The organism is Dietzia sp. (assembly GCF_036741115.1).
Lineage (GTDB): Bacteria > Actinomycetota > Actinomycetes > Mycobacteriales > Mycobacteriaceae > Dietzia.
This window is the reverse complement of sequence record NZ_DAINST010000007.1, coordinates 1-13,319: the sequence shown is the minus strand read 5'-3', so window position 1 is coordinate 13,319 and position 13,319 is coordinate 1. Positions and strand designations below refer to the sequence as shown.

Annotated in this window: 12 protein-coding genes and 1 pseudogene; 7 read left to right on the top strand and 6 right to left on the bottom strand. The window is 68.9% G+C overall.

The features are described 5' to 3' along the window. Positions 1–876: ABC transporter substrate-binding protein (locus tag V7E05_RS02080; protein ID WP_333618022.1), on the top strand; the 876-nt coding region annotated here is incomplete at its 5' end. Between the two features lie 36 nt (positions 877–912). Here V7E05_RS02080 and V7E05_RS02075 read toward each other — a convergent pair. The 6 genes from V7E05_RS02075 to mca form a co-directional block, all read right to left on the bottom strand. Then, entirely contained in the window at positions 913–1,680 is a 768-nt protein-coding gene (locus V7E05_RS02075; protein ID WP_333618021.1) for an isoprenyl transferase, read from the bottom strand. A 79-nt stretch (positions 1,681–1,759) separates the two neighbouring features. After that, complete coding sequence (locus V7E05_RS02070) at positions 1,760–2,875, bottom strand: 3-deoxy-7-phosphoheptulonate synthase (RefSeq protein WP_333618020.1); 1,116 nt, start codon at positions 2,873–2,875, stop codon at positions 1,760–1,762. A 342-nt stretch (positions 2,876–3,217) separates the two neighbouring features. Next, entirely contained in the window at positions 3,218–3,547 is a 330-nt protein-coding gene (locus V7E05_RS02065) for a DMT family transporter (protein ID WP_333618019.1), read from the bottom strand. Next, a complete protein-coding gene (locus V7E05_RS02060; protein ID WP_333618018.1) occupies positions 3,544–3,903 on the bottom strand; it encodes a DMT family transporter in 360 nt (119 codons plus the stop codon). Before V7E05_RS02060 ends, V7E05_RS02065 begins: the two co-directional genes overlap by 4 nt. Before the next feature lie 66 nt (positions 3,904–3,969). Next, positions 3,970–4,338 (bottom strand): hypothetical protein, encoded by a 369-nt coding sequence (locus V7E05_RS02055; protein WP_442891572.1) that lies wholly within the window; start codon positions 4,336–4,338, stop codon positions 3,970–3,972. After that, entirely contained in the window at positions 4,338–5,243 is a 906-nt protein-coding gene (mca, locus tag V7E05_RS02050; protein ID WP_333618017.1) for a mycothiol conjugate amidase Mca, read from the bottom strand. Before mca ends, V7E05_RS02055 begins: the two co-directional genes overlap by 1 nt. A gap of 140 nt (positions 5,244–5,383) precedes the next feature. Between mca and V7E05_RS02045 the strand changes: the two genes are divergently transcribed. The 6 genes and pseudogenes from V7E05_RS02045 to V7E05_RS02020 all read left to right on the top strand — a co-directional run. Next, complete coding sequence (locus V7E05_RS02045; protein WP_333618016.1) at positions 5,384–5,902, top strand: DUF4307 domain-containing protein; 519 nt, start codon at positions 5,384–5,386, stop codon at positions 5,900–5,902. Positions 5,903–6,179: 277 nt separating this feature from the next. Continuing rightward, positions 6,180–6,671: a transcription elongation factor GreA gene (greA, locus tag V7E05_RS02040; RefSeq protein ID WP_333618015.1), complete on the top strand. Its 492-nt coding sequence runs from the start codon at positions 6,180–6,182 to the stop codon at positions 6,669–6,671. Positions 6,672–6,903: 232 nt separating this feature from the next. Continuing rightward, positions 6,904–8,958, top strand: coding sequence for an acyltransferase family protein (locus tag V7E05_RS02035; RefSeq protein WP_333618014.1), 2,055 nt, complete (start codon positions 6,904–6,906; stop codon positions 8,956–8,958). A 95-nt stretch (positions 8,959–9,053) separates the two neighbouring features. Next, positions 9,054–11,312 (top strand): AAA family ATPase, encoded by a 2,259-nt coding sequence (locus V7E05_RS02030; protein WP_333618013.1) that lies wholly within the window; start codon positions 9,054–9,056, stop codon positions 11,310–11,312. A 10-nt stretch (positions 11,313–11,322) separates the two neighbouring features. Beyond that, positions 11,323–13,020 carry an McrC family protein gene (locus V7E05_RS02025; RefSeq protein ID WP_333618012.1) on the top strand — a complete coding sequence of 566 codons (1,698 nt, stop codon included), beginning with the start codon at positions 11,323–11,325 and terminating at the stop codon, positions 13,018–13,020. 2 nt (positions 13,021–13,022) lie between these two features. Then, positions 13,023–13,319, top strand: a pseudogene (locus tag V7E05_RS02020) (SGNH/GDSL hydrolase family protein); the annotation flags it as partial.

Here is a 13,319-nt window from a genome sequence, read left to right as displayed (position 1 = left end):
CACACGGTGTCTACCCCGATGGGCGACGTCACGGTCCCCGGGTCCGCCAAGCGCGTGGTCGTCCTCGGCTACAGGCTCACCGGGCTCGCGTTCGACCTCGGCGCCCCGGTCAAGGCGACGCTCCCCGAGCAGGTCGGCGGGGTCTCCGAGCCCGCGCAGGCGTGGCGCGATGCCGCGGCCACGCAGGGCACCGGCTTCCTCGCATGGACCCCCGCGGGATTCGATATCGATGCCATCCGCAGCTTCGACCCCGACCTCATCATCGGCGGCGGCCCCGGGCTCGAGTACGCCGATGCCGAGCGGGCGTACGACGATCTCTCGGCGATCGCGCCGACCGTCGTCATCCCCCAAGACGCCTCCACGTGGGAGCAGCAGCTCGAGATCATGGCCGATGCCCTCGGGGCGAAGAAGCGTTACGACAGCCTCATGCGCAAGTATGACGGCGCCATGGCCGACCTCCGGGAGAATATGGACCCGCCGAGCAGCGACGTGGGCTACCTCGTGCTCGACGCGAACGAGCAGCCGTATGCGCTTAACGAGAAGGTCGGACTTCCGCCGGAGCTGGAGAAGCTCGGGCTCCAGGCGTCCAAGGCGTCCCAGATCCCCGGCCTCGAGGTCCCGGACCCTACTTCCGAGGTGATTCCCGTACCGCGCGAGCGTGTCTCCGAGGTCTTCGCCCAGGACACGCTGTTCGTGCTCGGGCTCGGGCGGAACATCGTCAACCCCGGTGAACTCGCGCAGGACCCGCACTACGCGGACCTGCCGGCGATCAAGAACTTCCGGGCGTTCGGCCTTGACTACACGGCCGTGGACCCCGGCTACGACGAGACCATGGGCGCCCTCGGTCTGATGGGCAACCTGTTCCCGAAGCGCTGAGACGGGCGGCAGTCGCTGGGGCCGGCAGCCTGGCCGCTACTTTCCGAAGCGCCTGTTGCGCATCCCGAAATCGCGGATCGCGCGGAAGAAGTCGACACGGCGGAACTCGGGCCAGTACGCCTCCGTGAACCAGATCTCCGAATACGCGCTCTGCCACAGGAGGAAGCCGGAGAGCCGCTGCTCCCCCGACGTGCGGATCACGAGATCGGGGTCCGGCTGGCCCTTTGTGTAGAGGTGCTCGCCGATGCCCTCGACCGTGATCGCCTCGACGAGCTCCGCGCCGCTCTTCCCTGCAGCCACGAGCTCGGCGACGAGATCCTTCGCGGCGTCGCTGATCTCCTGCCGCCCGCCGTAGCCCACGGCGACGTTGACCACCATGCCGGTGTTCTCCGCCGAGGCGTCCTCGGCGGCCTGCAGCCTGTGCGCCAGCGAATCGGGCAGCTCCTCGGTGCGCCCGACTATCTTGACCCGCCAGTTGGAGTTGCTCCGCGAGATCTCCTCGGCGACGTCCCCGATGATGTCGAGCAGCAGGTCGAGCTCCGCGGCATCGCGCTGCAGATTCTCCACCGAGAGCAGGTAGATCGTGGCGACGTCGATCCCGAGGTCGTCGCACCAGTGGAGGAACTCCGCGACCTTGACCGCCCCCGCGCGGTGCCCGTGCGCCACGTCGGTGAACCCGGCCTCGCGGGCCCACCTGCGGTTTCCATCGCACATGACGGCGACGTGCCGCGGCATCCGGTCGGGGTCGAGACCGGCGCGGATTCGCTGCTCGTAGAACGAATAGAGCGGGGAGGGTAACTGCACGGGCACAAGCCTACCGCCACCCTCCCCGCCGATCGCCGCCCTCGCCGGGCGCAGATGCGCTATCGCGAGGACGGACGCGCTACCGCGCCGCGATGAGCTCGCGGCGCCGCGCGACGGCTTCGTGGAGTCGGCGCAGGCTCGCCTCGGTGGTCTCCCAGTCGATGCACTTGTCGGTCACGGACTGGCCGTAGGTGAGCGGCGTCGCCTCGGTCGACTGGGCGCCGCCGACGAGGAAGCTCTCGATCATGACGCCGTTGACCCCGGTCTCCCCCTCCGCGATTCGGTCGGCGAGCTCGCCGAGGAGCTCGGCCTGGCGCACGTGGTCCTTGCCGGAGTTCGCGTGGGAGGCGTCGACCATCACGCCCGGGTTCATGCCCCGCGCGCCGATCTCTGCACACGCCGCCGCCACTGACTCGGCATCGGCGTTGGGGCCCGCGGTGCCGCCGCGGAGGATCACGTGGCAATCGGCGTTGCCCGTGGTCTCCACGACCGAGGTGCGCCCTTCGCCGTCCATCCCGAAGAACTGGTGCGGGGCGGAGGCGGACTGGCAGCCGTCGATGGCGACGCCGACCCGGCCGTCGGTGGCGTTCTTGAACCCGATGGGCATGGAGACGCCGCTCGCGAGCTGGCGGTGGACCTGGCTCTCGGTGGTGCGGGCGCCGATCGCGCCCCACGACACCGCGTCGGCGATGTACTGCGGGCTGTTGGGCTCGAGGAACTCGCAGCCGACAGGCAGACCGAGGTCGAGGACGTCGGTGAGCAGCTTGCGCGCGGTGCGCAGGCCGCGGGCGATGTCGAAGCTGCCGTCCATGCCCGGATCGTTGATCAGGCCCTTCCAGCCCACCGTGGTGCGCGGCTTCTCGAAGTACACGCGCATGACGATGAGCAGCTGGTCCGCGAGCCCGGGCTCGAGCGCGGCGAGGCGGCGGGCGTAGTCGAGCGCGGCCTCCGGATCGTGGACCGAGCACGGGCCGACGACCACGAGGAGGCGATCGTCGCGGCCGGCGAGGATGTCGGCTGCGCCGCGACGGCCGTTCTCCACGACCTCGATGTCCATGTCCGACAGCGGGTACTCGCCGCGGACCTTCTTGGGCGTGGGGAGCGGGTGGAACGCCACGACACGTCGATCGTCGGTGGGATCGGCGCCCGCGGCGCCGTTACCTGCTCCGTTGCTCTGACTGGCGGTCTGGCTCATCGTTTCGACTTCCTCTTCGGGTTGTGGTGTGGAGCTTCCGTTCCCCGGGGCTTGTCGATCTGGAGAGGCACCCGGGCAAAAGAAAAAGCGACAGCCCCTGTGGGCTATCGCTATCGGCTCCGGATGTTCGCGCTGGCGTGTCTGAGTGCTCAGACAGTTGCGGCGGCTCCACCCGGAGCCCCGCTAAACCAATACCTACGCGCGATCAACACGAGAGGAACAATAGCACGCCCCAAGGTCGCTGCCTAGTCTCGAAGCGGAGGTCGCTCCCACCGTGTGGGATCGAAAGTTCACATCCTGCGGCGCGATTGCTCGCAGACCTGGGCTTTCGCCGCCGGCCACTCAGTGCGCCGCGCCGAGTTCGATGAGCAGGACACCGCCCATGATGAGGACGATTCCCACGCCCATGACCCACGTCAGAGGCTCGGAGAAGAGCATCCGACCGAGAATCGCGGTGATCGCCACCCCGGCGGCCGCCCAGATCCCGTAGGCCGCCCCCAAAGGCATCCCCTGCGCCAGGGTGATCGAGAGCATCGTGAACGCGACGATGTAGCCGGCGCCGACGGCGATCCACCAGACCTTCGGCCCCGTCGTGGCCATGCGTAGCGAGACGGTTCCGGAGACCTCGGCCACGATGGCGCACACGAGACACAGGAGTGCGAGGGAAGTCACGGTGCCGCCTCTTCGACGACGTGCCGCTTCTTCTGCGCGGCCTGGGTTCCGAGCTCGACGAGCAGCACGCCGCCCATGACCAAGACGATGCCGATACCCATGAGGAGCGTCACGGGTTCACCGAAGAACACCATGGACAACGCCGCCGTGAGAGCAACGCCGATCGCTCCCCAGATGCCGTACCCGACCCCGAGCCCCATCCCGTGGCGCAAGGACATGAACAACGCGAAGAACGAGCCCACATATCCGGGAACCACGAGTACATAGAACGCAGGAGCGTCGACCGCCGCCTTCAGCGACAGCGAGCCCGTGACCTCCAGCGCGATGGCCAGAACGAGGAACAGCCACTTCGCCACGAACTGCCCCTTCCCCGATCGAAGAATCAACGTGAGCGTCCGCGGCAACGCGCCATGCTTCGTCGCTTACGCGCCCGCCGGGTCTGCGGGACGTTCGCCGTCGTCCTCGGGCGTCTGGCCGCGATAGCGGCCGTTCTCGGCTCCACTATCGACGTCGAACTTCTCCGGCGCGGCCACTCCCGAGCGGTCCGTGCCCTCGTCGGCCAACTGGTCGGCCTCCGGGTTCTCTTCGTCGAAGGACGCCGGGAGGTTCTTGATCCGCTTGTTCATGTTCCACACGAGCAGCACGGTGGCGATGAGCAGCAGGAGCACGACCGGGATGCCGATCGGCGAGGCCTTGCCGAACTCGGGCCCCTCCGGCGGCTCGTTCTCCGCTTGCGAGAGGAAGACGATGGACTGGTGCGCAACCATTTGCGCCTCGACGAGACCCGCCATCAGATATCCCACTCCGGCGCAGCGCCGGTGACGCCCTCGAACAGGTCCTTCTCGTACTCACCCTCGGCCCGTTCGGGCACGGGCAACCGCAATTTGGCGAGCTCGAACTCCTCGGTGGGCCACACCTGCCGCTGCACATCGAGCGGCACCCGGAAGAACATGCCCTCCGGGTCGATCTGAGTGGCATGCGCGAGCAGTGCCTCATCGCGCTGCCCGAAGTATTCGCCGCACTCGACCCGAGTGGTCACCCGCTCCATCACGTCTTTCGCGCCGCGCTCCTCGGCGCGCTTGAACCAGTCCTCGAACGGGTGCTCGCCGGTGAGCTTGAACATCGCCTCGTCGAGCAGCCGGAACCGCGACATCGCGAAGCCGTGCGTGTAATACAACTTCTGCACGGCCCACGGCTTGCCGAGCTCGGGGTGGTATTCCGGATCGGCCGCGGCGTCGTAGGCGGCCATCGAGATCACGTGCACCTGGATGTGGTCGGGGTGCGGGTACCCGCCGTTTTCGTCATAGGTAATGACGACGTGCGGCCGGAATTCGCGAATGATCCGCACGAGCTTCTGCGTGGGGACATCCGGGTCGAGCGTCGCGAACGATCCCTCGGGAAGCGGCGGCATCGGATCCCCCTCGGGAAGACCGGAGTCGACGAATCCCATCCACAGGTGGGAGACGCCGAGCGCAGAAGCGGCCCTCGACATCTCCTCGTGCCGCACGGCCGAGATGTTGCTGCGGATCTCCGGTCGGTCCATGGCCGGGTTGAGGATGCTCCCCTCTTCCCCGCCCGTGGCGGTCGCGACGAGCACGTCGTGCCCCTCGGCGACGTAGCGCGCCATGGTCGCGGCGCCCTTCGACGACTCGTCGTCCGGATGAGCGTGGACAGCCAGCAGGCGCAAGCCCGACATTCGTGCTCCTAGAAACTGTAGTGCAAGCGACCGCGGATGCAGCCGGTGTAATACGTCAGTACTACCTCGCTCTATTCTAGGAACGTCCCCCCAGAGCTCGTCCACTTGGTGGGCAGGAACGGAATCGAGGCGGTTTTTCGATGGCAGAGCGGTCCACTCCGGGCTCGACGCCGGAATCCGGCAAGGCGGCCGACAGGTACGCCGGCGCTTCGGGCAGCCGTGGCAAGGCCGGAAAGGCGCGCGGCGGCAACGACGGCGCCGCCAAGAGCCTCGTCCCCTCCCGCATCGTCGCCATCGTGCTGAGCCTCATGTTCATCGGACTCCTCGTCGCCGTCGGCGCCTTCATCTACACGAAGGTCACCGAGGAGACGATCAGCGGCGAAGTCGTAGCCTCGGACGTGGTCTCGGACGGCACCACCAAGGTCACCGTCGACATCACCCGCTCCGAGCCGGACAAGGAGGGCTATTGCATCCTCCAGGCCAAGGACTACGCGAGCGCCGAGATCGGCCGCTCCGAGGTTTATCTCCCGCCGGGCAAGCAGACGAGCCGCGAGGTGGTCGAAATCGACACGACCTCGCGGGGCTACATCTCGGACATCTATGGCTGCCAGTACGGCAAGCCCGCATATCTCGACCCGGCTTCGGCGGACGCGAACTAGTCGCCAACCCCGCCGTCACGAGCGGCCCATCCCAGCTCACGCCCTGTGTTAGAGTGGCTCACGCTGCACGGAACTGAGCTCCACCATTCGCACCAGCGAAGGCGCCGGGTCCGTGCATTCGCCTTATGCAGTGCGGGCGGGCTCATGCAGTGCGCGTGTACCTATGGCAGGCACACGCCGCACGCACCGGCACAGGCCCGCAGGGCCCGGATGCCGCGAGAACCGAGAACACCCACAGACCACCCACCACGACGAGAAACACAAGGGAGGCCGGAACATGACCGAAGGCCAGACCTGGCTCACGCAGGAGTCATACGACAAGCTCAAGGCCGAGAAGGACGCGCTCATCGCGAACCGGCCCGTCATCGCCGCAGAGATCAACGAGCGGCGCGAAGAGGGCGACCTCAAGGAGAACGGCGGCTACCACGCGGCCCGCGACCAGCAGGGCCAGGAGGAGTCGCGCATCCGCCAGCTCGAGGAGCTGCTCGCCAACGCCGTCATCGGCGAGGCGCCCACCGAGTCGGGCGTCGCGCTCGTCGGCTCCGTGGTCCGCGTTTACCTCGACGGCGACGAGGACGACAAGCTGACCTTCCTCATCGCCACCCGCGAGGAGAGCTCCTCGAAGTCCGACCTCGAGACCTTCTCCCCCGATTCGCCCATCGGCAAGGCCGTCCTCGGCGCCAAGGAGGGCGAGACCGTGGAGTACCCGGCGCCCAACGGCTCGAGCATCAAGGTCACCATCGTCACTGCTGATCCCTACAAGGGCTAGCGGAGGACGATCGCCGCGGAAGCGGCACGAAAGCCGACACCCACGGCACCGGGTGTCGGCTTTCCGGCATTTCTGCCTTATCGTTCAAGGGACCGGTCTTTCCGGGCGCCACACGCTCGCCCGGACCCCGCGCGACGTGCGGTAACACGCAGTCGCGGCGGGCGATAAACCGCAGGTACACCACAGCACAGACCCCGCACAGCACACGCGTCCGCGGGGGGAGGAAAATCCATTGGTCGATCGAGGGGTAGGCGCAGCATCGGGGGATGCGGGCATCGCGCCGCAGCGTGCCGAGAACGCAGCGCCGGAGCACCTGTCCACGCGCGCCGAGAAGAAGCGGGCGGCCGAGAAGGCCCACGGTCCCCGGAACAACGCGCTCGACGGCATCCGCGCCGTCGCCGTGCTCTCGGTGTTCGCGTTCCACCTCTTCCCGGCCTCGGTCAAGGGCGGCTTCCTCGGCGTCGACATCTTCTTCGTCCTCTCCGGCTTCCTCATCACCTCCCTCCTCCTGCGTGAGTGGACGCTCGGCGGGACCATCTCGCTCAAGGACTTCTGGGTCCGCCGCGCCCGGAGGATCCTCCCGGCCGCGTTCACGGTCATGGCCGTCTCGTGCGCGGCGGTGCTGCTCGTCAGCGCCGACCTCCGCGTCGGCCTGTGGCACCAGGTGCTCGGCATCCTCACCTTCACCACGAACTGGGTGCAGATCGCCACGGGCTCGAGCTATTTCGAGTCCCAGATCCCGCAGCTGTTCCTCCACTACTGGTCGCTGGCCATCGAGGAGCAGTTCTATGTCGTCTGGCCGCTCGTGATGCTCGGCGTGCTGTGGCTGCTCCGCGGCCCCTCGCGCCACCGCCGCGCGCTCGTCGGGATCATCGCGCTGCTCGCCGCGGGTTCCGCGGCGCTCATGTGGACCGGGTTCGCCGAGGGCGAGGATCCCTCGGCGATCTACTACGGCACCCACACCCATGCCTTCGGGCTGCTCATCGGAGGCGCGCTCGCCGCCGTCATGGCCTCGGCCAACCGCTCCCCGCTGGCCCGCCGCTGGGAGGGCCGCCGATTCCCGTGGCACAGCGAGACCGCCTGGTCGGTGGCCTCGGTCGGAGCCTCGGCGTTGATCCTCGTCGCGTTCTTCGCGATGGGAGACCAGAGCGCGCTCGCCTACCGCGGCGGAATCCTCGTCATCTCGCTGGCCACTGCCGTGGTCATCGCCGCGGCCGCTCTGGGCCGGGGCGTCCTCGCCGGACCACTCTCCGCCCCTGCGGCGGTGTGGATCGGCCGTCGCTCGTACTCGATGTACCTGTGGCACTGGCCCGTCTTCGTCATCGTCAAGTACCTCATCGACGACCCGAAGCAGGCGCAGTCCGGCGTCGTGGCCGTGGCCTCCATCGCCCTCGTGCTCGTGCTCAGCCATGTCACCTACGAGTGGATCGAGCTGCCGTTCCAGCGCCTCGGCTACTCCGGGGTGGCACAGCTCCTCCGCCGTCAGGAGGGGAAGAGCCCCAAGCCCGTGACGGCGCGCGATGCCTCCCGTACGCCTGCTGCGAACCGGCGTTCCTTGGTCCCCGTCGGCGCCACCGCCCTCTCTGCGATTGTGTTCGTGTGCGCCGGCCTCGGTGCCTACGCCGTGGCCTCCGCGCCGTCGAAGACGTCCGTGCAGGAGCAGATCGAGGCGATGGAGTCTCCCGCCAATAGCGGGCTCTCCAGCGCTGACGTCCCCGTGCCGCCCAAGCCGCAGCCGCTCCCGGGCGGCGACCAGATCTCGGTGATCGGCGACTCTGTGGCCCTCGGCTCGAGCGAGGCGTTCGTGCGCGCGTTCCCCGGCATGACGCCGAACCAGATCGACGCCCAGGTCTCGCGCAGCTACCTCCAGGTCCCGGACATCCTCGCGCAGCTCAGCGCGTCGGGGGTGGAGCGGCCCGCGGTGATCATCGCGATGGGCGCGAACGGCCCCGCCGGCGCCGGGTACATCGACGCGATCCTCGACGAGATCGGCCCCGACCGGCTCGTCGTGGTGATGAACTCGTTCTCGGACCTGCCCGTCAACGCCGATATCAATTCCGGCGTCGAGGACTCCGTGTCCCGCCACCCCAACGCCGAGCTCGGCGACTGGTACTCGGCGATCAAGGACCGCACTGACCTCCTCGCGGCCGACGACGTGCACCCGGCCGGGGTGGAGGGACAGGACCTCTACGCCGAGACCGCGCGCTCCGCGCTGCAGAAGCTGGTCGACCGGCGCGCGGCGCAGGGCCTGCCACCGGCGATTCCTCCGACCCCTTCGGACGGTTGATCGTCACCTGGTAGTTTCTTAATGACGATGACGCGCCCGACCGCGTCCGCGAATCGACGTCCGAGGAATCTCCGTAGAACCGAGGTAGAGCTTTCGTGACTCAAGGCGCACACGAACGTCCCACGGGGCCGTCTCCCGTGATCGAGGAAGCCGCATGGCAGGTCCTCGGGCCAGCCCTGCGAACGGGTCAATCGGCTTTCGATCCGGACCTCTACACGTTCACGCCAGAGGTCGCCGAGGAGCTCATCCGTCTGCTCGATGCCGAGCCCGAGGAGAACAGCGCCACCGCATCGGCGTCCGAAGCCGATGCCGGATCGCTCTCGCGTTCGCCGGTGATGAAGGTCCTCAAGGAACAGCTCGAGGGCGCGCAGCACCCCGTGGTCGTGCTCGCCGCGGAGCTCCTCTACATCCAGCAGCTCCCCCTCTCCACCGTCACCGCCCGGCTCAAGCGCTCGCGCGTCGGCGAGGTGCTGTCGTGGACCGAGCCGCGCGTGCAGATCCCGGCGAAGCTCGCCGAGGTGCTCGACGAAAAGGGCCCGCTCACCGGCGGCCTCGGCTTCAACGTGCAGATCCGCGAGCACCTCCGTTGGCTCGCGTCGTTCATCGTCCACTGGGCCGATGTCGATGCGGCGACGCGGGACCTCGCGCTCACCGATCCGTGGGAGTTCCAGCGCGTCGCCCGCTCGACCCCCGGCGACTGGCGCGCGATCCGCTATTCGCTGCAGTACCTCGCGTGGCCCGCGTACTTCCAGCCGATCGTCAAGCACGAGCACAAGACGAAGATCCGCGACGCGTTCGCCGACCTCATCGGCGGGCCGAGCGGCATCGACGAACTCGACATCGACCAGGACCTCCACCGCATCCACGCGCAGCTCTCCGCGCAGAGCGGCGAGACGGTCGACTGGTACCGCGGGCAGATCGCGCAGCGCTGGCAGCGCTACCAGAACGACCACTCGCGTCGCGCCTGGCTGGTCCGCCCGGGCCGCGCCGGTGCGCAGACCGCGGCGCAGTGGGTATCGCAGAACCGTGTGGCCATCCCCACATCGCACCTGCCGCGCATCCCCGCGCACGCCTCCCGAATGGAGGTCTCGCAGGCCGTCGAGCAGGGCTACCCGCACCACGACTACCAGGCGCGCTTCCAGCTCACCGCCGAGATCTTCACGTTCCTCTCGCGGATGAACCCCCAGGACGTCGTCGCCACCATCGCCGGCGGCAAGCTACACATGGGCACGCTCACCGACGACCTCGGCTACGTCGATGACGGCGGACAGCAGCTCGAGCGCAGCGTGCGCTGGATCCCCCGCTCGGTGGACGTCGACCAGCTCAGCAGCCCCCTGTCCGAGCTCATCGCCGAGCCCGGTTCCGTCGTCGATCTCACGGACGCCCTCGACGCGCTCCTCGGGTTCATGCACCCCGGCAGCCACTCCCAGGAGGAGAAGCCGGGCGAGGCGCCCGCGGCCGGGCAGATCCCCGAGCTCCCGGAGATCACCGACGAGTTCGCCGCGTCCCTGCACATGTCGCGCAAGGACCTGCAGGACTACGTGGACACGCTGCAGTCTCGGCAGCAGATCGTGCTCTACGGCCCTCCCGGCACGGGCAAGACGTACCTCGCGCTCGAGCTGGCCCGCTACCTCGCGGGCCCCGACGATCCCTCGCGGGTCCAGCTCGTGCAGTTCCACCCCTCGTACTCCTACGAGGATTTCTTCGAGGGATACCGCCCGACCCTCACCGAGGACGGGCAGCCGGCGTTCGCTCTGCAGGCCGGTCCGCTGCGCCGGCAGGCCGCGCGGGCGTCTTCGGAGGCGGGCCGCGGGCACGCGAACTTCCTCATCATCGACGAGATGAACCGCGCGGACCTCGCGCGTGTGTTCGGCGAGATGTACTTCCTGCTCGAGTACCGCGACCGCACGGTGCTCCCCCAGTACTCGCCGGACACGAGCTTCCGGCTGCCGCGGAACCTCTTCATCATCGGCACGATGAACACCGCCGACCGCTCGATCGCCATGGTCGACGCGGCCATCCGCCGCCGCTTCTCGTTCATCGAGCTGCACCCGGACGAGGCCCCGGTTTCCGGGCTCCTGCGCCGTCAGCTCGAGTCCGCGGGGAAGCCGACCGAGGCCGCGGAGCTGCTCGACGCGCTTAACGCAGAGATCGACGAGGCGGATCGCGACCTGCGCATTGGCCCGTCGTACCTCATGCGTCCCGAGGCCGAGACCGACGAGGGTCTGCAGAAGATCTGGCAGCTCGACCTCCTGCCGCTGCTCGACGAGCACTACTACGGCCGGCTCACGCGTTCGGAGGTGCGGGAGCGCTTCGGCCTCGAGGCGCTGCGCCGTTCGCTGTCGAAGAAGTAGGCGGGCGCTCATGGTGGCCACCTCCACGATCGAGTTCGACGAATTCGATCGCAAGGGCCGGATCGTCGAGCTCACCGGCGCCGAGGCCGTGTCCCTGTCCGGGACCGGCCTCCTCGAGGTCCTCCCCGTGCGCTCCGGGCACTGGCGGCTCATCCCCAACGGCCGGGTCGGGGCCGTGCGCATCGGCACCCACTCGATCTCGGTGCTCCCCCACGCCAACCTCGGGCTGTCCGAGCTCTTCTTCCTCCTCGACTACGCGCCGCACGGCGCGTTCCTGTCTTCCTCGATCGGCGCGACGGAGACCGAGGACCTGTGGACCTCGATGGCCCGCTCATTTATCTCCCTCGCCGAGCCGGAGCTCGCGCGCGGGCTGCTGCGCGGCTACCGACGCGTCGACGACGCGCTGTCCACGGTGCGCGGGCGGATCCGCATATCCGACCAGATCCGCCGCCGCCCGGGGATGACCCTCCCGCTCGAGGTGTCCTACTCCGAGTTCACCCCGAACATCGCCGAGAACCGGATTCTCCACACGGCGATGTACCGGCTGCAATACCTCCCGGGCCTCCCCGACGCAGTGCGGCGCCAACTCGCGCAGCTCTCCTTCCGCCTCGCCGACGTGGATATCCTCGGTCACGGGCAGCCGCTGCCCGAGTGGACGCCCTCTCGGCTCAACGCGCGCTTCCACGACGCGCTCGTGCTCGCCGAGCGGATCCTGCGCAACGTGTGGCTCGATGTCGACCCGCTCTCGGAGTCCACGACCGTCGCCGCGTTCGTCGCCGAGATGCCGAGCCTGTTCGAGAGCTTCGTCGCCGATGTCCTCTCCGACGAGATCGACACCCACGGCGAAGAACTGCTCCGCGATCCCGTCGTGTACCTCGAGGACGTGGGCGATTCCGACGCGCCCTCGCGCCACTCGGTCCGCCCCGATACCGCGCGCCCCGGCGCCGGCCGGGTCGATCCGGGCCGCGCCGAGCCGGGCAAGGGCTATGGCACCGTCGCCACCCGCCCCGTCGACCGCGAGGTGACCTCCGGCGCCGGGTCCGCGCTCTCCACCGCGGGGCGGGGATCCGGTGCGGCCGCGCGCCCCGAGCGATCCCGGCACGCGAACGGCCGCGAGGCGGACCTCATCTCCGTGCCCACGGGCATCGTCTACACCCGCGGAGGCGCCCCGGTGGCGACGTTCGCGCCGGTATACCCCACGACCGCCGACGGAGAGCTCGACTCGCACTACCGTCTGCTCGCGGCGTGCACGGCGCTCGGCGTCAAGCAGGCTTATCTCGTGTATCCCGCCGACAGGCGCGGCGCGGCTCCGCGGCCGCGGCGGATCGTTCACACCGACATCTCGATCCTCGAGTTCCCCGTGGACCTCGCCGACGGGCCGGAGGGGGCGCGTTCCGCGCTCGCCGAGCTCGCCGCGATGGCGCGTAATCTCGAGGGCGGTCCGACTCGGCCCGAAGGGTCGGTCGCGGGTGGCGCTGCGAAGAGTGTGACGGCGAAGGCCGCTCCCGCGAAGGCGGAGGCGGCGTCGACGCCTGCGAACGCGGCTGCCGTGAAGGCCGCGCCGGAGGGAGCGGCCGCGAAGCCTTCCGCTGCCAAGAAGGCGGCGCCGCAGGCGCAGAAGTCCGCACCGGCGAAGAAGACTGCGCCACAGCAACAGCAACAGTCGCAGCAGAAGAGGAAGCCGTCGCGCAGGAAGCACGGGAGGTGAGCGTGGCCGAAAACAGAGGTAATACCAACGGGGCCCCGGTCCCGCCTCCCCATGTGATGCGCACCCTCGGCATCGCGGCACTCGCCACCGCGGGCTCCGTCGGCGCCTCACGCGGCGTCTACGAGCTCCTCGCCGCGCAGGCGCGGATCGCGCGACGCGTGATCCCGCAGCCCACCACGTGGCCCTTCAACGGCGACGGCCTCTACCACCCGGGCCACGCCGAGCCGGAGCGCTGGCGCCCGGGCATGGAGGCCGATTTCGAGCTCATGATCTTCGGCGACTCCACAGCCGCCGGCCTC